This is a genomic window from Thalassobaculum salexigens DSM 19539 (assembly GCF_000423805.1).
In the GTDB taxonomy this organism is placed as follows: domain Bacteria; phylum Pseudomonadota; class Alphaproteobacteria; order Thalassobaculales; family Thalassobaculaceae; genus Thalassobaculum; species Thalassobaculum litoreum.
Genome location: NZ_KE384093.1, coordinates 1,631,124 through 1,654,969, shown reverse-complemented (window position 1 = coordinate 1,654,969; position 23,846 = coordinate 1,631,124). Strand labels below are relative to the sequence as shown.

General features: G+C 69.3%; 20 protein-coding genes. 15 read left to right on the top strand and 5 right to left on the bottom strand.

Annotation, left to right across the window (positions count from 1 at the left end):
* Positions 1-69: 69 nt before the first annotated feature.
* Positions 70-1,257: an SAM-dependent methyltransferase gene (locus G578_RS26015; RefSeq protein WP_051244682.1), complete on the top strand. Its 1,188-nt coding sequence runs from the start codon at positions 70-72 to the stop codon at positions 1,255-1,257.
* Positions 1,254-2,414, top strand: a complete 1,161-nt coding sequence (locus G578_RS0112125) for an MGDG synthase family glycosyltransferase (RefSeq protein WP_028794471.1) — start codon at positions 1,254-1,256, stop codon at positions 2,412-2,414. Before G578_RS26015 ends, G578_RS0112125 begins: the two co-directional genes overlap by 4 nt.
* Here G578_RS0112125 and G578_RS0112120 read toward each other — a convergent pair.
* A complete protein-coding gene (locus G578_RS0112120) occupies positions 2,404-3,432 on the bottom strand; it encodes a fatty acid desaturase family protein (RefSeq protein ID WP_028794470.1) in 1,029 nt (342 codons plus the stop codon). The genes G578_RS0112125 and G578_RS0112120 overlap by 11 nt on opposite strands.
* 175 nt (positions 3,433-3,607) lie before the next feature.
* Between G578_RS0112120 and G578_RS0112115 the strand changes: the two genes are divergently transcribed.
* Together G578_RS0112115 and G578_RS0112110 are read left to right on the top strand one after the other, a co-directional pair.
* Positions 3,608-4,822 (top strand): glycosyltransferase, encoded by a 1,215-nt coding sequence (locus G578_RS0112115; RefSeq protein ID WP_084618841.1) that lies wholly within the window; start codon positions 3,608-3,610, stop codon positions 4,820-4,822.
* Entirely contained in the window at positions 4,819-5,751 is a 933-nt protein-coding gene (locus G578_RS0112110; protein ID WP_028794468.1) for an NAD-dependent epimerase/dehydratase family protein, read from the top strand. The genes G578_RS0112115 and G578_RS0112110 overlap by 4 nt, the downstream gene beginning before the upstream one ends.
* Here G578_RS0112110 and G578_RS0112105 read toward each other — a convergent pair.
* Together G578_RS0112105 and G578_RS26010 are read right to left on the bottom strand one after the other, a co-directional pair.
* The gene (locus G578_RS0112105; protein ID WP_169400853.1) at positions 5,730-6,716 is read right to left on the bottom strand and encodes a hypothetical protein; all 987 of its coding nucleotides are present in this window, start codon (positions 6,714-6,716) and stop codon (positions 5,730-5,732) included. The genes G578_RS0112110 and G578_RS0112105 overlap by 22 nt on opposite strands.
* Before the next feature lie 116 nt (positions 6,717-6,832).
* Complete coding sequence (locus tag G578_RS26010) at positions 6,833-8,230, bottom strand: vanadium-dependent haloperoxidase (protein WP_051244680.1); 1,398 nt, start codon at positions 8,228-8,230, stop codon at positions 6,833-6,835.
* A 317-nt stretch (positions 8,231-8,547) separates the two neighbouring features.
* On the opposite strand from G578_RS26010, the gene G578_RS0112095 reads away from it, so the two are divergent.
* The 7 genes from G578_RS0112095 (at position 8,548) to G578_RS0112065 (ending at position 17,771) form a co-directional block, all read left to right on the top strand.
* Positions 8,548-9,228 (top strand): ABC transporter ATP-binding protein, encoded by a 681-nt coding sequence (locus G578_RS0112095; RefSeq protein ID WP_038014057.1) that lies wholly within the window; start codon positions 8,548-8,550, stop codon positions 9,226-9,228.
* Between the two features lies 1 nt (position 9,229).
* Positions 9,230-11,776 (top strand): ABC transporter permease, encoded by a 2,547-nt coding sequence (locus G578_RS0112090; RefSeq protein ID WP_028794465.1) that lies wholly within the window; start codon positions 9,230-9,232, stop codon positions 11,774-11,776.
* A gap of 294 nt (positions 11,777-12,070) precedes the next feature.
* A complete protein-coding gene (gene coxB / locus G578_RS0112085; protein ID WP_028794464.1) occupies positions 12,071-13,057 on the top strand; it encodes a cytochrome c oxidase subunit II in 987 nt (328 codons plus the stop codon).
* A complete protein-coding gene (gene ctaD / locus G578_RS0112080) occupies positions 13,057-15,669 on the top strand; it encodes a cytochrome c oxidase subunit I (RefSeq protein ID WP_028794463.1) in 2,613 nt (870 codons plus the stop codon). Before coxB ends, ctaD begins: the two co-directional genes overlap by 1 nt.
* 1 nt (position 15,670) lies before the next feature.
* Positions 15,671-16,081, top strand: a complete 411-nt coding sequence (locus G578_RS0112075; RefSeq protein WP_028794462.1) for a hypothetical protein — start codon at positions 15,671-15,673, stop codon at positions 16,079-16,081.
* Positions 16,082-16,089: 8 nt separating this feature from the next.
* Entirely contained in the window at positions 16,090-16,692 is a 603-nt protein-coding gene (locus tag G578_RS26005; RefSeq protein WP_211228894.1) for a cytochrome c oxidase assembly protein, read from the top strand.
* The gene (locus tag G578_RS0112065; RefSeq protein WP_028794461.1) at positions 16,689-17,771 is read left to right on the top strand and encodes a c-type cytochrome; all 1,083 of its coding nucleotides are present in this window, start codon (positions 16,689-16,691) and stop codon (positions 17,769-17,771) included. Before G578_RS26005 ends, G578_RS0112065 begins: the two co-directional genes overlap by 4 nt.
* Positions 17,772-17,796: 25 nt before the next feature.
* Here the strand turns inward: G578_RS0112065 and ligD are convergent, their stop codons facing one another.
* Together ligD and G578_RS0112055 are read right to left on the bottom strand one after the other, a co-directional pair.
* Positions 17,797-20,280, bottom strand: a complete 2,484-nt coding sequence (gene ligD / locus G578_RS0112060; protein WP_051244675.1) for a DNA ligase D — start codon at positions 20,278-20,280, stop codon at positions 17,797-17,799.
* Positions 20,281-20,297: 17 nt separating this feature from the next.
* Entirely contained in the window at positions 20,298-20,534 is a 237-nt protein-coding gene (locus G578_RS0112055; protein ID WP_028794459.1) for a hypothetical protein, read from the bottom strand.
* A gap of 137 nt (positions 20,535-20,671) precedes the next feature.
* Here G578_RS0112055 and G578_RS0112050 point away from each other — a divergent pair, with 137 nt between their 5' ends.
* From G578_RS0112050 to chrA, 4 genes are all read left to right on the top strand, one after another.
* Entirely contained in the window at positions 20,672-21,034 is a 363-nt protein-coding gene (locus tag G578_RS0112050; protein WP_211228893.1) for a VOC family protein, read from the top strand.
* Positions 21,035-21,232: 198 nt separating this feature from the next.
* The gene (locus G578_RS26000) at positions 21,233-21,517 is read left to right on the top strand and encodes a hypothetical protein (protein WP_051244673.1); all 285 of its coding nucleotides are present in this window, start codon (positions 21,233-21,235) and stop codon (positions 21,515-21,517) included.
* A 177-nt stretch (positions 21,518-21,694) separates the two neighbouring features.
* Positions 21,695-22,519 (top strand): chromate resistance protein ChrB domain-containing protein, encoded by an 825-nt coding sequence (locus G578_RS0112040; protein WP_028794457.1) that lies wholly within the window; start codon positions 21,695-21,697, stop codon positions 22,517-22,519.
* On the top strand, positions 22,516-23,811 hold the full coding sequence (gene chrA, locus G578_RS0112035; RefSeq protein ID WP_028794456.1) for a chromate efflux transporter: 1,296 nt from the start codon (positions 22,516-22,518) through the stop codon (positions 23,809-23,811). The genes G578_RS0112040 and chrA overlap by 4 nt, the downstream gene beginning before the upstream one ends.
* Positions 23,812-23,846 lie beyond the last annotated feature (35 nt).

The following is a 23,846-nucleotide window of genomic DNA, read 5'->3' as shown; positions in this document are numbered from 1 at the left end:
TCAAAGCAGTTGTTCGATGACGTATGATCGGTAACCATCGCCGCCGCGCAAGGACAGGAAGATCTACGGATGAAAGATGCCGCCAAGCAACTGATCGCGAAAATGGGCGCGGCCGATCCGTCGGCCCGGTTCGCCGTGCGATTCTGGGACGACGACGAGGTCCGCGTCGGCGACGGCGAGCCGCAGGTCACGCTCCGGATCAAGACGCGCGAAGCACTCAGCCGGTGCCTTGCCGACAACTTCCTCGGCTTCGCCGAATCCTACATGAACGGTGACATCGAGATCGACGGCGATGTCGATCTTCTGTTCAAGCTTGGCCACATCATCGATTTCGGCACCTTGCCGATGTCCTGGAAGGAAAAGGCCCGCCTGGCGGCGACCTATCTCCTGCACCGCAACACCGTGCAGCGCTCGGGCAAGAACGCCCGCTTCCACTACAATCTCGGCAACGACTTCTTCGAGCTCTTTCTGGACGAGACCTTCGCCTATACCTGCGCCTACTTCCACACGCCGGAAGATACTCTGGAGCAGGCGCAGAAGCAGAAGTTCGAGCATGTCTGCCGCAAGCTCATGCTGAAGCAGGGCGAGCATATCGCCGATCTCGGCTGCGGGTGGGGCGGGTTCCTGATCTACGCGGCGGAGACCTACGGTATTTCCGGTGTCGGGGTGACCCTGTCCGAACCCCAGGTCGAGCTGGGGAACCGGCGCATCGCCGAGCGCGGCCTGCAAGACCGGATCCGGCTCGAGCTGAAGGATTACCGCGAGCTCGAAGGCAGCTTCGACAAGGTCGGCTCGATCGGCATGCTCGAGCATGCGGGCGAGGGTTACATCGGCACCTTCATGTCGAAGATCTCGGACCTGCTGAAGCCCGGCGGGGTCGGTCTGGTGCACACGATCGCCAACGACACGCCGTTCCCCGACGACCCGTGGACCATGAAGTACGTGTTCCCCGGCAGCCACGTGCCGGTGCTCTCTCACATCATTCAGGAGATGAGCGCGCGCCGGCTCAGCATCCTGGACGTCGAGAACCTGCGCATGCACTACCCGCTGACCATCAAGCATTGGATGGAACGCTACGAGCAGAACTACGACACGGTGGTCGAGCGGTACGGCGAGCGGTTCGCGCGGATGTACCGGCTGTACTGGATCGTCAGCAAGACATCCTTCGAATATGGCGGCAACCGGCTGTTCCAGACGGTGTTCTCCAAGGGCCTGAACAACGACCTGCCGTTGACGCGGGACCATCTCTATCGATGAGGCGGCGGCATGTGGTGGTCGTCTACACCGATGCGGGTGGCGGTCATCGGGCGACCGGAGAGGCGCTCAAGGACATCCTTGAGGCGACCGGCCGCTACCGGGTCACGATGGTCAACGCGTATCAGGACGTGCTGCCGCATCTGGACCTGTTCGCCCGCCACACGTCGCGGGATGTCGAACAGACCTACAATGAACTGATCCTGCAGCAGGGCCGGACCGGGGCCTTCTGCCTCGCCTTCTATCTCGGCGCGCTGATCAACGTGGCGATGCTCGGCGGATGGGCACGGGCCGCCTTCTCCGCCCTGTGGGAGCGGACCGAGCCCGATCTGGTGGTCTCCGTCCTGCCGATGATCAACCACCTCCTGCTCGACAGCCTGAACCGGTACCGCGGCGGCGCGACGCCGTTCACGGTGCTGATGACCGACTGGACCGAGATGCTGCCGTCGGTCTGGTTTCCCAGGCGCCAGGACTACTTCGCCATCGCCGGGACCGATGTCTGCCAGCAGCGCCTCGCGCGCAAGCCGCATCCCGAGGACAAGCTGTTCCGCATGGACGGACTGCTGACACGGCCGGTGTTCCTGGAGCCGGTCCCCGCCGACATGGCCGCCGCCCGGACCGCGTTGGGACTGGCCCCGGACAGGCCGGTGGTGTGCATGATGTACGGCGGCTACGGCAGTGCGCGGATGCTGGAAATGGCCGAGGCCCTGCGCGGCGATCCGCCGGACATCCAGATGGTGTTCCTGTGCGGCCGCAACGAGGCGCTCGCACGGTCGATCGAGGATGCCGCCCTGCCGTTCCCGACCCTGGTCAAGGGCTATACCCGCGAGGTGCATCGCTACATGGCGGTCTCCGACATCTTCGTCGGCAAGACCGGCCCGCTCTCGGTCAGCGAGGCCCTGGCCGTCGGTCTGCCGATCCTGATCGACCGGCAGAACGTGCTGCCGCAGGAACACGCCGTGCTGAGATGGATCACCCGCAACGGCGCCGGCGCGGTGTTCTCCACGCCGAAGCACTTCGCCGCGTCGCTCAGATCCCTGCTGGTCAGAGGGGCCGCAGCGCGAAACCCGGGTGCCGGCAAGCCGGGCGGCAACCGGGCGGCGGCCCAGATCCCCGGCATCTTCGAGGAGATCGTCCGACGCTCGGGGCTCAGGCCGTAGCCCGCGGCCGTTCCGGTATGTTGCCGCGGACCACGCTCCAGAACGGCACGATCGTCGCGCGATACTCGGCGTCGGACGCCTTCAGGTCGCGATGCAGGGCCGGGAGGTTGTGATAGGGAACGCCGGGATAGAGGTGATGGGCCGCATGGAAGCGCATGGCCAGCGGTTGCAGGATGGCGGCGAGCGGCGATTCGATGGTGAAGCTGTCGAGGATATGGTCCCGCTTGTCCGACCGCTCGAGCAGATGCTCCATCCGATGCTCCAGAGGAATCCGGATGGTGGTGAGCCACCAGCCGGCAACGAGAACCGCATAGGCGATCCCCAGCGTCTCCGGCAGCAGATAGGCGTAGAGCGCATACAGCGCGACGCAGTAACGGCTGAGCCAGATGACCCGGGGGCGGTGACGGTCCGCCACCACGCTGCCGGTCGGCATCCCGCGCTTCGCCGCCCAGCGCTCCACCGCCTCGTCCAGTGCCGTGCCGGCAACACTGGCGACGACCGCGTTGGCAAGGTTGAGGATCGGCATGATGAAGGGAATCAGGATCAGCACGAACACCGCCAGGGTCCGGTCGGTCCGGACCAGCAGGTATTGCGGATCGTCCTTCGTGCGGAAGGTCCCGGTCGCATGATGGATACGATGGGGGCGCAGGAACCGGGGAGACGGAATGGCGGCGATCGCCCCGATGGTGAGGTCCCAAACCCAGATGAACCGCTTCAGGCGCGGGTTGTCGTACTGGTGGCAGATGTCATGCATCAGGATCGCGGCGCGATGCAGCGAGACGACGGCAATCAGGAAAGCCGCCGCAAAGGCCCACCCCTGAAACTGCAGCAGGGAGGCGTAGGCGATGGCGAAGGCCGCTCCCGGCACGATCAGGTCGCGGTAGAACAGGGCCGGACGGACCTCGAAATAGCGCCTGTCGATTGCCGGCACGGTCCAGCGCGTCGCGCCGCTTCCGCCCGCCGTTGCGTCGTCGCCCGTCGATCCGTCGCCCGCCGCTGCTTCGGCTTTCAGCTCCATTGCCACCCCATATCCGCGATCCGCCGGCAGTCTAAAAGGCCGGTGGGGCGACGACAAACGCGAAGACGAAACCGGGTTGAGCATTCGGGGTATGCTCGCCCACGCCTTCGTTGCGTCGCAGGCCTTCGGCAACCACAATGCGCGCCCTGCCAGAACCGTGCGCCCGCGAGACCACATGTCGACGATTGATCGCTGTGACTATGACGTGACGGTCGTGACGACGGCATCCCTGCCCTGGCTCACCGGCCCGGCCTATCTCTCGCTGCATCAGGCGATCGGGCTGACGCGGCTCGGCTACCGGGTGGCATACGGCGTTCCGTGGGTCGAGGCCGAGGATCAGGACTGGCTGTGGGGCACGCCGATCTTCGCCTGCCGACAGGCCCATCGCGACTGGCTGCTGCGGGAGGCCGAAGCGCTCGGATGCGAGGCTCGGCTGGAGATCTTCCATTACCGGGCCGAGGTTTGGCACCTGTTCCGCAGCATCGTGCCTAAGGAAGATGTGATTGCCGCCGCACTATCGTCGCGCGCCCTGGTGATGATCGAGCCCGAGCACCTGACCTGGAAGGCCGTCAGCACGCCCCGGCCGGCCGCCGATTTCGAGCGGGTCATCGGCGTGGTCATGACCAATTACGGCTACTACATCGCGCGCCAACCCTTTCCCGGGTCCGGGCTCCTCGCCCGCTGGGTGACCCGGCTGCACCGCTTCCTCATCCGCCGATACACCGATCTGGCGATCCCGATCTCTCCGGCGGTCGCCGATGTGACGGCTGGCCATCCCGGCGGGGAGGCTCGGGTCACCGGCGTCTATGGCGGCTACGCCGAGGTGCCGCCGGTCACGGCCACGACCCGTGGCGCCTATTTCATCGGCCGCCTCGTCTGGGAAAAGGGATTGGAGGCGGTCATCGACATCGCCCGCCTCTCCGGCCATCCGATCGATGTCATCGGCAACGGCCCCGACGAGGCCGCGATCCGCGCGCTGGCAACTCAACGCTCGGCGCCGCTGCGCTTTCTCGGTCCCACCGCCGAGGCGTGGCGATGCCTGACCGACTACCGAGTGTTCGTGAACCCGTCGGCCAGCGAGGTGCTGTGTTCGACCACGGCGGAGGCCCTGGTCGCGGGACGCCACGTGGTGCTGTACGACTGCCCGGCCAACGAGCCCTTCAGGCGCTATCCCAATACCCATTTCTTCAGCGACACCGAGGGTGCGCTGGCCGGGCTCCGACGGGCGCTGAGCGAGGCGCCGCAGGCGCCCGACCTGGCCCGGCGCGAGTTCGACTGGCTCCAGGCCTGCCGGACCCTGGCCGCGTTCTGGGAGGACGCCTCCCGCCCACCGGCACCGGCCGGCCGCGCCGTCGCGCCGCCCTCGCCCGGACATCGGAGCCTCGCATGACCGCCCCCATTCTGATTACCGGCGCCAGCGGGCTGATCGGCGGCACGCTGGCCACGCGGCTTCGGGCGGCCGGCGATGCGACGCGCGGGATCGACCTGCGATCGACCGACCCGGCGGAGCGGATCGATATCCGGGATCGGGACGCCGTGTTCAGGGCCGCCGAGGGCGCGCGCGGGATCGTCCATCTGGCAGCCGTCTCCCGCGTGATCACGGCGGAGCGGGACCCGGACACCTGCTGGTCGGTGAACGTGACCGGAACGGGATCGGTCCTCGACGCCGCACAGCGAAGCCCGACCTGCCGCTGGGTGATCTACGCCAGCAGCCGCGAGGTCTATGGCGAACAGGACGCGCTCCCGGTCGCCGAAACGGCCCCCCTGCGGCCGATGAACGTCTATGCCCGTTCCAAGGTGGCCGCCGAGGACATGACCTACGAAGCGGCCCGGAACGGCGGGATCGCCGCCACCGTCCTGCGCTTTTCCAACGTGTTCGGCCGGGTGACCGACTATCCCGACCGTGTCGTTCCCGCGTTCGCCCGGGCGGCGGCGGACGGAGGAACGCTGCGGATCGACGGCGCCGACCACCTGTTCGACTTCACCCATGTCGACGATGTGGTCCACGGCATCGTGCGGACCATCGCCCGGCTGGAGGCTGACGGCCGGTCCCTCGATCCGGTCCATCTGGTGACCGGCACGGGCACCACTCTCGGCGAGCTAGCCGACGTCGCCGTCCGCCTGGCAGGGAGCGCGGCGACGGTCGTCCAGGCCCCGCCGCGCAGCTTCGACGTCGCCCGGTTCTACGGCGACCCGGCGCGGGCCGAGGCGATGCTCGGCTGGCAGGCCGAAACCGATCTCGCCAGCGGCCTCGCCGACCTGATCACCCGTTTCCGCGCCCTGGAGGTCGATCGCCCTCAGACCGACGGCGACGGTTGATAGGTCGTTGCCGGCGCCGCGTTCCCGGACCAGCGTCCGGCACCGCTGGCGAACAGCGCGAAGACGATGCCGTACAGGAAGCTATGGCCGAGGACGCCTTCGTTCATCGAGATCGAGAAGAACGCGAACGCGAAGACAAGGACGAAACTCAGCGGCCGGACCATCACGCCCGCGGTGATCAGGATCCCGACGACGACCTCGACCGTGGCGACGATGAAGACGAACACCTCCGCCGGAAACCCGAACAGCGGCAGACCGTAGAACTCGACGCCGGCGAGCAGATATGTGGGGTGCAGGAACTTGTAGAGGATCCCGAGATACAGAAAACTGAGCCCCGTGAGAATGCGAAGGACGGCCTGGGGACGGCCGGGAGGAACGGACGCCACCCGGCGGACCAGGCCATCGGGGTCCGCGAGGAGCTCTAAACGACCGCCGCCCTTCACCAGGAGGTAATAGGCGGTCCCGATCAGCACGCCGGCATAGGCGAGCATATCCACGGTGAACAGCCAGCAGCCCAGCAGCACGAGCACGGCCAACAGGATCGAGGCCACCCGGGTCCAGACACCCAGCAGAAAGGCCGCCCCCAGGGCGACCTGCACCCACACCAGCCAGGTCCAGTCGCCGGGAAGATGGCGAAACTCGAGATCGGACGCGAACAGCACCGGGCTCTCGCCGACCGCATAGCCCAGACGCGGGTGCAGCCCGAAAGCCGCCGTGACGAACATGGCCGCCAGCCCCAGCCGAAGCGCGACCGGAACCCACGGCTCCAGGCGCGCGGCGTCCACCCTGGGGAGGTTGAGACGGGCGGCGATCCGATCCGGGATGTCGGTGCGGCCGATGCCGATCCAACCCACCACGCCGATGAGCGCGATCAGCGCGATCGCCACGTTCGCGATGCCGAGCGTCGTGAAAATCGCCGGCGGAGGTATCGCGTGGGCGAGGGCCTCCTGCTCGTGGGTGATCACCCAGGTGTCGTGCGCCAGGGCGGATCCCGCGGTCGCGAGCATCATCAGGGCGACTGTCCAGATGATCCGGGAGACGGCGATGCTCTCCGCCCCCGGCCGACCGAGACATTCGCGCATCACAGGGTGCCTTCAATGAACCGCATCGCGTGGGCGTAGACCTTCTGGGCGACGGCGCGGCCAAGCAGGCGGCCCATCTGGTCCCCGGTGGTGAAATGCGCCTGGCCGTAAATGCCGGAGAGGGCGATATCGCGGGCCGCCTCGGTCAGTGTCTCCATGGCGAGGACGACGTCGTTGGCCGGACCGTCGTCGAACGCGAAACTCCCGGCCTTCACCACCACGGTGTAGTTCAACGCATCGCTGCCGGTGGCCAGACGGATCGCCTCGGCGCCCGCAAACCCGAAGGCGCTGTGTCCCGAAACATGCTCCGGAGCGGCGGCGGTCGGGCGGTACGGCTTGAAGTCCTTGCCGTCGATGATCTCCGCGCCGCGGCCGCGCCCGCCCCAGGCGAGAATCTCTTCGCCCGCGAACAGCGCCCGAACGAGGGTTTCCGGCCGCGCCGTGAGGAAGTGCATCTTGGCTTCGATCTTCGCGATCGCCGTGTCGTGCAGCGCATTGCCCAGGATGAAGAACATCTTGATGTCCTGGTCGAGACCGTGGCCGCGCGTTTCGGAGATGTGCTGGGCGAGGATATGAAACTGGCCCGGCGGGGTCGGCGTGCCGTTGCCCAGGGTCCAGAACTCGGCGATCGCCTTGTCGCGGTCCGTCAGCTCCGCGTTGACGTCGATGACATGCTGGGCCAACGACCGCAGTTCCCAGTCGTCATATGTGAGCGCCGGCGCCGACATCGGCCGGAACTCGCTGGCCCGGTAGAGCGCGAACGGCCGGATCAGCGGCCAGTGGCCTCCGTCGAACAGGGCAGGCTTGCCATTCGGCCTGAGGATCGGCTGGTGCCGGCGAAGATCGATGAGCCGATCCGCCGGGTTCGGCGGTGTGTAGCCCGAATAGTCCGAATACGCGCCCGGGCTGCGGTCGCCCAGCTGGTTCGCCCCGTCGTCATGGGCATGGCGCAGTTCCAGGTCGGCCGCGAGCAGGCCGAGCCCTGCGGGTGCCCCCTCATCCGACGCGGACCGTGCGGGATCCAGGCCCAAGGCGTCCATCACCGCGCGAAACCGCGCTTCCTCGCTAGGAAACAGATCGCTCAGCGTGCGATAGGCGGCGTAGCTGACGGCTGTCGATTTGTTATCGTCCGTCCGTTCCGCCGCCGGGCGGCGCAGTGCCGCGGTGTCGAGCCGAACACCCAGGGCGGCCGGATCAAACACGGTCCAGGCGTCGTACATCGCCCGGTGGACGACGGCCAGCGCCCGGGAGGTGACGAGATCGCTGCTGCCGCTCGACTGAACGGCACCGATGGCCGCCTTGTTCCACAGGGCGACGACCGTTTCCGCCCGCGCCGACGTCGACCAGGCATTCGCGATGAAGAGAACGACGAGCAGGCGCGGCAAAAGTCTGATCATTCCGAAGTCCCCCACCGACCGTCTCATGCTTGACCGCCGGTCGGCGCTCGGGATGAAACGATACAATTCAAGATATCAGGTTGCCTGGACGCGTCCACTCGGATAGCGCGCGAGGCGCCTCTTCCCGGAACGCCGCAATCGCCTCGGCCTTCGGCGGGCGGCAGAGGAGGACGGCCGAGGAGGACGGCCGAGGAGGTCGACCGGCGTTAGCCACCGGGGCAGGTGTTCAGGTCGCCCGCATTTAATCTTCGACCGGACGCCCTACTTCTGAGGGAGCCGGCGACACCGGCGCGCCGTCACCTGCCCCGTCGAGGATCATGGATCTCACCGCTTCCCCCATCGTCCGGCTTTCCCAGGTCCGTCTCTCCTATCCCTCTCCGGAGGGCGAGATTCCGGTGCTCAACGGAATCGACCTCGCCGTCGCCCCCGGCGAAATCGTCGCCGTCACCGGCCCCTCCGGATCCGGGAAATCGTCGCTCATCGCCGTGATCGGCGGGCTCGAGCCGCTCTCCGGCGGCGACGCCCTGGTCCTGGGCACCGACATGTCGGCGGTGAGCGAACGCGGACGCACGCTGCTGCGCCGCCGCGACATCGGCATCGTGTTCCAGGCCTACCACCTGGTGCCGTCGATGACCGCCCAGCAGAACGTCGCGCTGCCGCTGACCCTGAGCGGAGAGCCCGACGCCCTGGCGAGTGCTGCGACCATGCTGGAGCGCGTCGGACTCGGCCACCGGCTGACGCACCGGCCCTCGGCCCTGTCCGGCGGAGAACAGCAGCGTGTGGCCATCGCCCGCGCCTTCGTCGCGGCCCCGCGCCTGGTCCTGGCGGACGAGCCGACCGGCAATCTGGATCAGCGCACCGGCGAGAGTGTGATCGCCACCATGTTCGATCTGGCGCGCCGGTCCGGCACCGGCCTGCTGCTGGTCACCCACGACCCGTCCCTGGCGGCCCGCTGCGACCGCACCCTCGTCATCGAAGGCGGCCGGGTGGCGTCCTGACATGACGGCACAGGACACGATCGCTTCCCGCGCCGCGGTGCTGGCCGGGTTGCTCAGGGCCGAACTCGGTTTCGGCATTCTCGGCCTGAAACTGTTCATGGCCTGCGTCGTGATCGCCAGCGCCATGCTCGGCATGATCTGGCTGCTCAGCTCCGGTCTGGACCGCGCCATGGGCGACAATGCCCGGCGTATCCTCGGCGGTGACGTGGCGGTGACCGTGGTGAACGCGCCCCTGGACGAGGCCACGGTCTCCACGCTGGACGGTGTCGGCCGATCCTCGCGGGTCGTCGAGCTGCGGTCCACCGCCGCCGCGGGGCCGGCCGAGGCGCCGCGCCGCCTGACGGTCGAGCTCAAGGCCGTCGACGGCGCTTATCCGCTCTACGGCTCCGTCGAGCTCGCGGGCGGTCAGGTCCTGCAGGAGGCGCTGGGCGCCCGCGACGGCCTGCCCGGCGCCGTGGTCGAGCCCGGCCTGCTCACCCAGCTCGGCCTCGATATCGGCGACAGGGTGCGCCTGGGCGGCACCGACTTCGAGATCCGCGCCGCCCTGCTGCGGGAGCCGGACCGGCTCTCGGCCGGGACGTTCCTGGTGGGTCCCCGGGTGCTGGTCGCGCTCGACCGGCTGCAGGCGACCGGCCTGACCGAGCGCGGGTCCCTCGTCGAATACCGCACCCGCATCCGGTTCCCGACCGACACACCGTCGTCGGACGCCATGGCCGCGGTCGCCGCCGCCGAGCCCGCGCGCGGCTGGGAGATCCAGAGCCCCAGCGAGGCGGCCGAACGGGTCCGCGAAGTGACGAACCGGACGACCACCTTCCTCGGCATTTCCGGGCTCGCGGCCTTCGCCGTCGGCCTCACCGGCGCCTGGGCCGCCGTCGCCATGTGGATCGGCCGCCGGCACCGGACCATCGCCCAGTACCGGCTGTCCGGCGCCACTGCCTCGATGGTCGTCGCCCTGCATGCGTCGCTCGTCGCCATCGCCGCCGCCATCGCCCTGGCCATCGGGCTGGGGCTCGCGGCCGCGGTGGCGATCTCCCTGCTGGAGATGCTCACCGCGCGGCTCCACCTGCTCTGGGCGCCGGCGGATCTCGGGGCGGATATCCTGCTGGTCGCCGTCACGCTCTCGCTCGGTCTGGCCGGCGCGCTGGTGGCAGGGCTTTCGGGCGTCGCCCGTCTCGCGCCGCTGCGGGCCCTGCGGGGCGATGGCGCCGGCGCCGGCCTGGTCCGCCGCGACGGGCTGATCGCCTGCGGACTGGTGCTCGCAGCACTCGCCCTGGCGATCGCCGGCCTGCCCAACCCGGCCATGGCCGTGGTCGCGGCGCTCGGTCTCGCCGCGGTCGCCGGCCTGCTCGCCCTGTTCGGGTCTCTGATCGCCCGCGGTGTCAGGCGCGTGCCGTCCGTCAGGTTCCTGTCGCTCGCCGTGAAGCAGGGGTTCGACTCACAGCGCGCGGTGATGCTCCGGGCCGTGGCGCTGGGCATCGGCATCGCCGGCATCACCGGCGTCGTCGCGGTCCAGCACTCCCTGCAGGCCGCGTTCGAGACCCAGATCCCGCAGAAGGCACCGGACCTCGTCCTGCTCGACGTCCAGGCCGCCCAGGTCGAGCGCATTCGCGACCGGGTGGCCAGCACGCCCGCCCTCGGCGAGCTGCAGGCGACGCCGTTCATGCGGACCCGCCTGCTCGAGGTCAACGGACGCCCCGTCGAGGAGGCCCTGGTCGATCCGGACAAGGACTGGGTGATCGAAGGCGACCGCAGCTTCTCCTGGACGGCGGAGCCGACCGGCGCGGAACTGCTGGCAGGCACCTGGTGGCCGGCGGACTATGACGGCCCGTCGCTGGTCTCGGCGGAGGAGGACGTCATGCAGGCGTTCGACCTGAAGCCCGGGGATACCCTCACCTACAGCGTGCTCGGCCGGGTCTTCACCTCCGAGGTGGCCAACATCCGCAAGGAGTACCACCGCACCATGCGGCCCGAGTTCCTGGTGGTCGCCAGCCCCGACCCGTTCCGCGACGCCCCGCACGGCTGGATCGTCTCGCTGCAGGGCCGGGACGAGGCGGCGCTGAACGGCTTCATCTCCGAGCTGTCACGCAGCGCGGCCAACGTGACGGTGATCGACGTCCGCCGCATCGTGCGCGAGGCCACCGACGTGGTGGAGGGCGCGATCCTGGGAACCCTGCTGATCGCCGCCATCCTTCTGCTGGCGGGATCGCTGTCGCTCGCCGCCACGGTCTCCGCCGATGTCGATGCCCGCCGGAGGGAGGCGGTCGCCCTGTCGATCGTCGGCGCGACCCGCCGGGAAATCGCGCTTGCCCGGTTCTGCGAGACCGCCGCCACCGGGCTGATCGCCGCGGTCGTCGGTGGATCCGCCGGGCTGCTGAGCAGCTGGTGGATCGCCAACGGCGCGCTCCGGGTCGACTGGGTTCCGGGCCCGGCGGCGGTCGCCCTGCCCCTGGCCCTCGGCGTGCTGACCTCGCTGGCCGCCGGTCTGGCCGGCGGTCTGGGCGCCCTGCCCCGCGGCCGGGGTCAGCTCGCGCGGCTGCTGTCGGGGTGAGCCGGCGGCGCCCGCCTTCGGGGCTGGCGCAGGTAGTGGGGCGGGTCGCTCGACATTCTCCGGCACGCGTGCGGTGACCCTCGGTTTCGCGACCAAGGTGGTGACGGTCACCCAGGCCGGCCTTGGCGGGAACCTGGGCGGCCGTGGTGCGTTGCGTCCGTGTCGCCGTCCGACCGGATAACGGGTCCGCCGGGCGGCATCGGTGCCGCACGCTTGACCCGAGGCCATGATGTATTCGCCCGACCCGCCGGCCTCCCGCGCCACTCTCCTCCGCGGACGGAGACCGTCTTGAGGGTGCGGCTCCGGATCCGCGCGGGTGTCGCATCCGCCTGTGCCTTGAGCCTGGGCGGCTGCACCGGCGTGCAGTCCGTGCTCGATCCGGCCGGGGCGGATGCCGAGGTCCTGGCGACCCTGTTCTGGGTCCTGCTGTCGGGCGCGGTCGTCCTCTGGCTGCTGCTGAACGGGGCCTTCTTCTACGTCACGCGCATGCGGGTCCGACCCCATTCCCGGAAGATCGGCGAAGCGGTGATCATCGGCGCCGGCATCGCCTTTCCCACCGTTCTGCTCGCCATCCTGCTGTCCTACGGTCTCTCCATCATGCCGAACCAGCGCGCGCCCGGAGACGGGCTGACCGTGCGGGTGACCGGCGAGCAGTGGTGGTGGCGGGTCGAGTATCTGCCGCAGGACGGCGGCGGGCCGGTGGTGTCGGCCAACGAACTTCGGTTGCCGGTGGGCGCCCGCACCGAGATCAAGCTGACGGCGGCCAAGGTGATCCACTCGTTCTGGGTCCCGAACCTCGGCGGCAAGATCGACATGTTCCCGGGCCGCGAGACCCGCATGGCGCTGGAGCCGACCCGCACCGGAATCTTTCGCGGACAGTGCGCCGAGTTCTGCGGCACCAGCCACGCGCTGATGGCCTTTCCCGTGGTCGTGCTGCCGCCGGAAGAGTTCGAGGCCTGGCTGGCGAAGGAGCGCGAGGACGCCGCCGTGCCGGTCGACGCCGCCGCCGAGCGCGGACGGGAGGTGTTCCTGGCCGAGGGCTGCGGCGCCTGCCACGCGGTGCGCGGCACCCCGGCCAAGGGGGCCGTCGGGCCCGACCTGACCCATGTCGGCGGGCGACGGACCATCGGCGCCGGCACCCTGCCGGCGACGGCGGAGGGGTTCGGCCAGTGGCTCGCCCGCACCGACCACATCAAGCCGGATGTGCGGATGCCGACCTACCGCGCGTTGCCGGAGCAGGACCTGATCGATCTGGCGACCTATCTGAAGGGGCTCCGCTGATGACCGACACGACCGATCATCGGGGCCGGAGCCCGGGCGGCCGCAATGAGCCGCGCGACGCCGCCGAGACTCATGGCGACGCCTACCCGCCCACGGACGCCATGCTCGACGCGCCGGTCGACCCGGATTTCGCCAAGGCCTCGGCCGACCGGCTGCGCGCGGCCTGGAAGACGCCGACCGGCTGGCGCTACTGGTCGGCGGTGAACAATTCCGAGGTCGGCGCCTGGTATTCGCTGACCGCGTTCTTCTTCATGCTCTGCGCCGGTGTGCTGGCCCTGCTGATCCGCGTGCAGCTGGCGGTGCCGGAGAACGACTTCCTGCCCGCCGACACGTTCAACCAGTTCTTCACCATGCACGGCTCGGCGATGATGTTCCTGTTCGCCGTGCCGATGTTCGAGGCGATCTCGATTCTGCTGCTGCCGGCCTTCCTCGGGGCCCGGGACATGCCGTTCCCCCGGCTCTCGGCCTATGGCTACTGGTGCTTCCTGATCGGCGGCGTGTTCGTGCTCGGGTCGGTGCTGTTCGGCGTCGGGCCGAGTTCCGGCTGGTTCATGTATCCGCCGCTCGCCACCAAGAGCGAGGGCATGGGTGCCGATATCTGGCTGCTCGGCCTGTCCTTCATCGAGGTCGCCTCCATCGCCGCCGCCGTCGAGCTGATCGTCGGCGCGCTGAAATGCCGGCCGCCGGGAATGCGCATCAACCTGATGCCGCTCTATGCCTGGTACGTGCTGGTGGTGGGCGGGATGATCCTGTTCGCCTTCCCGCCGCTGATCGCCGGCGACTTCCTGTTCGAGCTGGAGCGCAGCTTCGACTGGCCGTTCTTCGACCCCGAGCGCGGCGGCGACCCGATGCTGTGGCAGCACCTGTTCTGGATCTTCGGCCATCCGGAGGTCTACATCATCTTCCTGCCCTCGATCGCCATCGCCGCCATGGTGATCCCGACCGCCGCCCAGCGGCCGATCTTCGGCTATTCCTGGATCGTGCTCTCGGCGGTGGGGACCGGCTTCCTGTCCTTCGGGCTGTGGGCCCATCACATGTTCACCACCGGCCTGCCGGCCCTGTCGCTCGGCTTCTTCTCCGCCGCGTCGGAGGCGGTGGTGATCCCGACCGGCGTGCAGATCTTCGCCTTCCTCGCCACGCTGATGGTCGGCCGGGTGACCTGGAGCGTGCCGATGCTCTACATCGCCGGGTCGCTGGCGATCTTCACGGCGGGCGGGCTGACCGGGGTGATGCTGGCGCTGGCGCCGATGGACTGGCAGGTGCACGACACCTATTTCATCGTCGCCCATCTGCACTACACGATCTTCGGCGGGATGGTGTTCCCGGTGATGGCCGGGGTCTATTACTTCTACCCGTTCTTCACCAAGAAGCAGATGTCGCCGAAGCTCGGGCGCTGGGCCTTCTGGCTGGCCTTCGTCGGCTTCAACGTCACCTTCATGCCGATGCATTTCGCCGGGCTGATGGGCATGCCGCGCCGGGTCTACACCTATCCGGGCGACATCGGCTGGGACCTGCCGAACCTGATCTCAACGGTCGGCGCCTTCGTCGTCGCCGCCGGCTTCCTGGTCTTCGCCTGGGACCTGATCCGGCCCAAGGGCCGCCAGCCCTACACGGCGCGCAATCCTTGGGGTGGCGGCACGCTGGAGTGGTCGCACGACGTCCCGGACCAGGCCTGGGGCGTGCGCTCGATCCCGTATATCGAGAGCCGCTACCCGCTGTGGGACCAGCCGAAGATCGTCGAACGGATGGATGCCGGGCGCTACTACCTGCCCGACGCCGAGGAGGGCAAGCGCGAGACCCTGGTGACCACGGTGCTCGACGCCGTGCCGGTGCAGTGCCTGCGCGTGGGCGGCCCGACCTGGATCACCCATCTGGCGGCGGCGTTCACCGGCGGCGCCTTCATCTTCCCGACCTTCCACTGGTATCCGCCGGCCATCGTCTGCGGCGTGCTGGCCGTCGCCTGCGTGATCTGGTGGCTGTGGACCGGTACCGCCCGACCGCCGGAGAAGACGTATAAGGAGATCGGGCTCGGCCTGACCGTGCCGATCTACGTCTCCGGCCCGGCGGCGCCCGGCTGGTGGGGTATGTGGATCACCATGCTGGCCGACGCCACCGCCTTCGCCAGCCTGATCTTCGGCTTCTTCTACTTCTGGACCGCCAGCGCCGATTTTCCGCCGGACGGGGCGGCCCATGCGGCGAGCGGCTGGGTCTGGACCGGTGCCGCCGCCCTCACCGCCTCCTGGGCGCTGACCCGATACGCCAGACGCGCCAATCGTGCCGCGCAGGTCGGCATCGCCCGGGCCTCGCTGGCGACCGCGGCCGCGCTGACGGCCCTGGGCGCCGGCGCCATGCTGTGGTCGGCCCATAGCGCCGGGCTCGATCCCACATCCCACGTCTATCCGGCGACGATCTGGGCGGTCCTGGTCTGGACGGCGGTTCACGTGTCGGCCGGCTGCATCATGCAGCTCTACTGTCTGGCCGGCAGCCTGTTCGGCAAGCTGACGCCGGAATACGACGCCGACCTGTGGAACGTGTCGCTGTACTGGAACTTCATGGCCGCGACGGTGCTGGTGTCGGCCGCCGTCGTCGACCTGCTGCCGGGGATGATCTGACATGGCGCAGCACCGGGAGGAAAAGACCGAACTCAAGACCTTCTCCGAGGAGCAGAGCAGCCTGTGGCTGATCGCCCTCGGCCCGACGATCTGGGCGCTGCATTTCATCGCCTGCTACGCGGCGACGGCCGTGGTCTGCGCCAAGCTCGACCGCCTGGCCGAGGACGGGTGGCTGCTGCGGGCGATGATCGGGACGGCGACGGCGGTGGCCCTCGCCCTGATCGCCTGGATCGGCTGGCGCTCCTGGCGGCAATGGGACTTCCTCGACGACCGGGACCATGTGCACCATCGGCCGGTGACGGAGCATCGCCACGAATTCCTGGGCCACGCCTCGTTTCTGCTGGCCTGCCTGTCCTTCGTCGGCGTGCTGTACGTGGCCCTGCCGGCGGTGTTCGTGACGGGGTGCGTGTGATGCGGCGGGTGACGGTTTCCTCGCTCTGCCTGGCCGCCGGCCTGCTCCTGTGCGTACTCGCCTGGCTGCTCCCGCCGGTCGCCTGGCCGTGGTCCTTCGCCGATCACATGGCCCGGCACATCGCCGTGGTCGCGGTCGCCGCCCCGCTGCTCGCCGTGCCGCTGGCCGAGAGCCGCGTTGCCCGGCGCGTCTCGCCGATGGTGGCGGTGATCGTCGAGTTCGTCGCCGTCTGGGGTTGGCATGTGCCGTCCGCCCATGCGGCGGCCCAGACCTCGCTATTCTGGTTCGCGATGGAGCAGGCCTCCTATCTCGGCGCGGGGGTGCTGGTCTGGATGTCGGTGCTGCGGCCCAGCCTGTCCCTGGCCGGGCCGGTCGGACTGCTGCTGACCTCGATGCACATGACGCTGCTGGGCGCGCTGCTGATGGTCGGCACCCGTTCGGTCTATCCGTCGGAGATCTGCGGCGGCGCGGCGGATCAGCAGGTCGGCGGCATGATCATGCTCGCCGTCGGCACGCCGATCTATCTCATCGCCGGCCTGGTGCTGGTCGCCCGCGACCTGCTCGCCGACCCGGCCGGGCACCGGCGGCGCCGCGAGGGGGCCCGGTCATGACGCGCTTCCTCCTTCACACCGGCATCCTGATCGCCGTCGCCGCCGTGGCGGCCGGGCTCGTCGTCTTCCTGGGCCTGTTCAACGTCTCGGCCCGGGGCGGACACCTGCCGGGCGTGTCCTGGGTCCTGCACACCACCTTCCGCAATGCGGTGGAGCTGCGCGCGCCGCCGGCCGAGGCGGTGCCGGACCTGTCCGATCCCGACCTCGTCGCCCTCGGGGCCCGCCATTACGACGCCGCCTGCCATATGTGCCATGCGGGGCCTGGCGAGGCGCGCACGGCGACGGCGCTGTCCATGGTACCGGCACCGCCGCCGATCAGGGACGCGGTGTCGGACTGGGAGCCCCGGCACCTGTTCTGGATCGTGAAGCATGGCGTGAAGATGAGCGGGATGCCGGCGTGGCCGACGCGGTCCCGCGACGACGATGTCTGGCCGGTGGTCGCCTTCCTGACACGGGTGGCGGGCATGAGCCTGGCCGAGTACGAGGCCCTGGTGGCACCGCCCGACATGCCGGACGAGACGGCCGGGGCGGATGCCGCCTCCTGCGCCTCCTGTCACGGTGCCGACGGGCGGGGACGCGGCAACGCGCAGGTGCCCCGTCTCGACGGGCTGGGGGAGGCCTATATCGCCGCCACCCTCGCCGCCTATCGCTCCGGAGCGCGGCAGAGCGGCATCATGCGGCACGCGGCCTCGACCCTGGACGCCACCGACGATGCACGCCTCGCCGGGTTCTACGCGGCGCGACGACCCTCCCCTGCGCCAACCTCGGAGCCGAGCGGCGACCGGGAGCGGATCGTCCTGGGACGGAGCCTCGCGATGGGCTCGCCGGCGCGCCGCGACGTGCCGGCCTGCAACGCCTGCCACGGTCCCTGGCCGGATCGCCGGTCCGCGCTGTTCCCCAGCCTGTCGGGGCAGCCGAAGCCCTATCTGCTGCGTCAGTTGGAGCTTTGGCGCGACGGGGAGCGGGGCGGCACCGCCCGCGCGCATCTGATGCATCAGGCGGCACGCGATCTCGACGACGGCGAGCTGCGGGCTCTGGCGGCGTTCTACGCCTCCCTGGACCCGGGAACCGACCCCTGAGATGAACCGCCCCGCGGCGGCGGAGTCAGCCCGCCGCCTCCTCCAGGCGCTCGATCAGCGTGCGCGACAGGCCGACCGGCTTGGGCAGCGTCAGATCTTTCCAGCTCCGCTCCAGTGCCGCATCCAGGGGAAAGGCCTGGGCGGAATTGAGCGTGTCCAGTTCGTCCCAGGCAACCGGCACCGCGGCCGGCGCCCCTTCCCGGGCGCGCAGCGAGAACGGGGCGATCGACGTCGCGCCCCGCTGGTTGCGCAGCCAGTCGATGAATACCCGACCCTTGCGTCTGGCCTTCGGCAGTTCCGCCGTGTAGCGCTTGGGATCCTGCTGGGCCATGAGGGAGGCGAAGGTCTGGGCATAGTGCTTCGCCGCCTCCCATTCCGCGATCCGGCGCAGCGGCACCACCAGATGCACGCCCTTGCCGCCGGTCACCATCGGCCAGCATGGTAGCCCGAGTCCGTCCAGCCGCTCACGCAGGTCGAACGCCGCCCGCTTCACGTCGGCGAAGGCCAGGCCCTCGTCGGGGTCGAGATCGAAGACCAGCCGGTCGGGCCGGTCCAACCGGTCGCGCCGGGAGCCCCAGACGTGGAACTCCAGCGTGCCCATCTGCACCGCGCCGACCAGCCCGGCGGCGTCGGTGACATACATGTAAAGCTCCTTGTTCCCGTCCTTCTCCTCGATCTCCACCGTCTTGAGAGCGTCGGGAAAACCGGTGCCGGCGTGCTTCTGGAAGAAGCGATCACCGTCGAGTCCGGTCGGCAGACGCACCAGCGACAGTGGCCGATCGGCACACGCTTCCAGCATCCGGTCGGCGATCGCCTCGTAATACTCGGCGACCCGCCGCTTGGTGAGTTTCGCCTTGGGGTAGACCACCCGCTCGGGGTGGCTGACGGAGAGTCCGGCGATCTCGACGCGCCCGTCCTCGGCCATGGTGTCGCCTCCCAGTTCCACATCGGCTGCCTGCTTGTCCGCGCGCAGACCTTCGAACACCGCGTGGCGCACGCGGCCGTCGGCGGTGAACTCGGCATAGGTCACCTCGGCCACCAGCTTCGGCGTGATCCACTGCACGCCGCGGGCCTCGGCTTTCGGCACGGTCAGCGGCGCGGTCTTGCGCGCCAGCGGTTTCATGGTCGACGCGAGCTCTTCGAGGAGATCGGCATCGAACCCGGTGCCGACCTTGCCGACATAGGTGAGCGTGTCGTCCCGGTGCGCGGCGAGGACCAGGGAGCTGAAGGGGCGGCTCTTCTTGTCGCTTTTCTGCCAGCCGACCACGACGAACTCGTCGCGCCGCGTGCACTTGACCTTGATCCAGTCCCGGGTGCGCCTGCCCTGGTAGGCGGCATCCCGGCGCTTGGCGATCAACCCCTCGCCGCGCGCCGCGCACACCGCCTCGAAGGCCTCCGACGCGTTCTCGGTGATGATCGGGCTGAGCTGGACGGCGCCGAGCGGCGGCACATCGGTGAAAACCTCCTCCAGGGCCGCGCGCCGCCCGGTCAGCGGCCTGGACCGCAGCGCGGTGCCGTCGCGCTCCAGCAGATCGAACGCATAGAAGGTGAAGGGGCCGCCGGCCTTGATCGCCTTCTGCAGATCGGAGAAGCCGGACATGCCGGCCCCGGCGACGATCTCGCCGTCGATCAGCGCGCTGTCGCAGTTCAGGGAGGCGAAATCGGGCAGCAGGGCCTCGAACTTGTCCGACCAGTCGTGACCGTTGCGGGTGTAGATCTTTGTCCCGCCCTTCCCCAGGGCGACCAGGGCGCGGTAGCCGTCGAATTTCATCTCGTGCCACCACGCCTCGCCATCGACCAGACTGTCGCCCAGGGTGGCGAGCTGGACCTTGCGGAAGCGCGGCAGGGGCTTGGCGCGCTCCACCAAGGGAAGCAGGTCGGCGCCGGCGGCGATCTCGCGGAACGTACGGTTCGTGGAGACGCTGCGCCGGTAACGTCGGATCGGGTCGCGCTCTCCGGCCGCCTCGTCCTCCTCCTTGATCAGCAGCCAGTTCTCGCGGTCGCTCTTACCCGATCGCTTGTCGCCGCGCCGCTTGCCGTCCATCCGCACCAGGTGCCAGCCGCCCGTCAGCCGCCGACCGTGCAGGGCGAAATGGATGTGCCCCTTCTTCAGGCCCTTCTCCAGCGGCTCGAGCGGCCGCCAGTGGCCGATATCCCAGAGCATCACCGTGCCGGCGCCGTAATTGTCCTCCGGAATCGCGCCCTCGAAGTCCAGGTACGAGACCGGATGATCCTCCGTGCGGACCGCGAGCCGCTTCTGGCTGGTCCGCAGCGACGGCCCCTTGGTCACCGCCCAGCTCAGCAGCGCGCCGTTCCATTCCAGACGCAGGTCGAAATGGGTGCGGCTGGCGTCGTGCTTCTGCATCGAATAGCGCAACGCGAGCCCCTCGGGATCCCCAGCCTTCCGGGGCTCCGGCGTGCGGGTGAAGTCGCGCTTCTCGAAATAGCGCTCCAGCCGTTCCGCCGTCTCGGCCTTCCGGGACGCTGCTTTGGGAGAATCCGACGCCATCGCTCAGCCGTCCGGCATCAGTCCTTGCGAAACAGGTTGGGATAGTAGTCGTTCCGCACGCGCAGCCGCGGCGCCAGCGTCCAGGCGATCGGCCAGGTCAGCGCGAAGGCGACCGCGATCGCCGCCGGCAGGACATACTCCATGTAGGGCTGCAGCTGCGGGATCGAGAGAACGAGGACGGCACCGCTGCCGAAAAGGATCGCGTTGACCGGAAGCGCCAGCAGGCCGGCCATCAGAGTTCTGGTCCGAGGCATTTTCTCCTCCTGTCTTGTCTAGGAAGGAAACGGTCGGTTGCCGGGACGGTTCCGGAACCAGGAACCGGCCGCCGGCGTTGCCCGCGTGTGAGACCGGCACATGGGACCGGCACATGGGATCGGACTGGGAGACATCGATGGCCAAAATCGAGAAGTTGAGCGCGATCACCCTGGCGACCCACGACATGGCGCGCTCAGTCGCATTCTACCGCTCGATCGGCTTCGACGTCGCCAAGGGCGGCGAGACCGCCGCCTTCACCACGCTGGCGGCAGGCGAGGACGCGCTGAACCTGATCCTCGCGGCACCGGACGTGCCGTTGCGGTGGTGGGGGCGCGTCATTCTTTTCGTCGACGATGTGGACGCCATGCACCGGGCGGTCGTCGATGCCGGATACAGCCCGGATTTCGCCCCCTCCGACGCACCCTGGGGCGAACGCTACTTCCATGTCACCGACCCCGACGGCCACGAGATCAGCTTCGCGCGGCCCCTGTCGCGGTAAGCGTCCGGCGGGAGCGATCGGCCGGCGGCATCGGCGACCGAATTCAGGAACCGGGGCCTGTGCGTGACGTTCCATCACCAGTCGAAGGCAATGCCTGCAGGTCAGGCGTTGCCGACGATTGAGGCACGCGGCAAGGCCGCTCGGCCACCCTCACGCAGACGGACGCCGATCTGCCTCAGTCAAATGGAGGATTGAAAGATGGTCGCCCAAGGCGCCGCAGATCTCGCGGCAATGATGCTGAGCCCCTACGAGCATTTCGAAGACCCCATGGCCGTCGCGCGGAGCGAGAACCTGACCAAGGAGGAGAAGCTCAGCGTGCTCAAGTCGATGGAGGCCGATGCCCGCGAACTTGAGGTCGCGGCCGAGGAGAACATGGGCGGCGGGGAGCAGCATACGCTCGCCGCGGTTCGCAAGGCCATGCGCGCGGTCGACCCCGAGGCGGCCGCCCGAAGCGCGCAGGTTCAGACCAGCAAGGCCACCTGATACCCGCTCTCTAATACCCCGCGCCGCGGCAAGACATCGACCCTGCGGACCTCCGCCCCACCAATACGCTTGACGGTCGGATCCGCAGGGCGCACAGAAAGGCGCGGGGCTGGCGAACGCCCCATCAGGCTTCGGCCCAAGTTCGCATCCTTCGTCACCTGACAGAGAGGATGCGCCATGGCCGCTCCCATCGATATCTCCGCCCCACAGTTGCGCCGACTGATCGGCACGCCCGACTGCCCGATCCTGGTCGATGTCCGCATCGACGAGGACGTCCAGGCCGATCCGCGCCTGCTGCCCGGCGCCTTCCGCCAGCCCCATCACCGCATCGAGGACCTGGCACCCCAGCTTCAGGGTCGCCGCGTGGTGGTGATCTGCCACCGGGGCGCCAAGCTCAGCCAGGGGGCGGCCGCCCTGCTGCGCCTGTGGGGCGTCGCCGCGGTCGCGCTCGACGGCGGGCATCTCGGCTGGAGCGATGCCGGCCTGCCCCTTGTGCCGCTGGCCGCCCTGCCGCCGCGCGACGCGGAGGGTCGGACCCTGTGGGTTACCCGCCGCCGGCCGAAGGTGGATCGGATCGCCTGCCCCTGGCTGATCCGCCGCTTCGTCGACCGCCGCGCCCGCTTCCTGTTCGTGGCCCCCGACGAGGTGCACGCGGTGGCCGAGCGGTTCGGTGCCACGCCTTTCGACGCCATGCCCGTCAGCACCGAGGGCGGGGACTGGGGCCATCGCGGGGAGTTCTGTACCTTCGACGCGATGGTGGAGCGCTTCGGCCTCGACACCCCGCCGCTGCGGCGGCTGGCCACCATCGTGCGCGGCGCGGACACCCGGCAGCCGGATCTGGCAGCGGAGGCATCCGGGCTGCTCGCCCTCTCCCTGGGCCTGTCCGAACTGTTCACCGAGGACCTTGCCCAACTCGATGCCGCCATGGTGGTGTACGACGCCCTCTATCATTGGGCGCGCGAGACGGCGCAGGCCGGATCGGACAAGAGGGCCGTGGCATGAGCGACATCGTGAACGAGAGCGCGCCGGCGACGCCCGGCTTCGGCGAGGCGCTGCGGGTCTGGCTGCGGATCGGCCTGCTGTCCTTCGGCGGACCGACGGCGCAGATCGCCCTGATGCACCGAGAGATCGTCGAAGAGCGGCGCTGGCTCAATGAGGACCAGTTTCTCAACGCCCTGAACTTCTGCATGCTCCTGCCGGGACCGGAGGCGATGCAGCTTGCGACCTATGCCGGGTGGCGGCTGCACGGGCTGGCCGGCGGGCTGGCGGCGGGGCTGCTCTTCGTCCTGCCGGGCGCCGCCGTCATCCTCGCCCTGGCCGCCCTCTACGCCACGTTCGGCGAGGTGCCGCTGGTCGACGCGCTGTTCCTCGGGGTCAAGGCGGCGGTGGTCGTCATCGTGATCGAGGCGCTGCTGCGGATCGCCCGCCGCACCCTGTCCTCGCCACTGCACTGGTGGGTCGCCGGTCTCGCCTTCGTGGCGATCTTCTTCCTCGCCCTGCCGTTCCCACTGATCATCCTGGGGGCGGCGGTTCTTGGCCTGCTGCGGCCGGCCGGACCTTCGTCGGTCGCGCCAACGCCGGCCGGCGCCCCGGCCCTGGCCGGGACCGCCGGCACCGTGGCGGTATGGCTCGTCCTGTGGTGGACACCGGTGCTGATCGCCGCCGCCCTCGACCCGGGCGGGCTGCTGACGCAGATCGGCGTGTTCTTCTCCAAGCTCGCGGTGGTCACTTTCGGCGGCGCCTATGCGGTTCTCGCCTATATGGCCCAGGACGTGGTGGCGCAAAAGGGCTGGCTGACCACCGGCGAGATGATGGACGGGCTCGGCCTGGCCGAAACCACGCCGGGGCCGCTGATCCTGGTGACCCAGTTCGTCGGCTTTCTCGCCGCCGCGAAGGCCGGCGGACTGGCGGCCGGCGTGGCGGGCGCGGCCATGGCCCTGTGGGTGACCTTCGCGCCCTGCTTCCTGTGGATCTTCGCCGGCGCCCCTTACATCGACTGGCTCGCCGGCCGCCGGCGGCTGCGCCAGGCCCTGTCCATGGTCACCGCCGCGGTGGTGGGGGTGATCCTGAACCTGTCCCTGTGGTTCGCCATGCACGTGTTCTTCGAGCGGGTGGAGCAGGTCGACCGGTGGGGCCTGCGGCTGACCTGGCCGGACCCGGCAAGCCTGAACCTGCCTGCGCTGGCCCTGTTCGCATTGGCCGCGGTGCTGGCCTTCCGGTTCCATTTCGGCATCGGCAAGGTGCTCGTGGTCGCCGCCCTGGGCGGCCTGGCGATCCGGGCGGCCGGGTTCTGATCCAAGTTTGACAATCTTTGCCAATTTTCGCCATA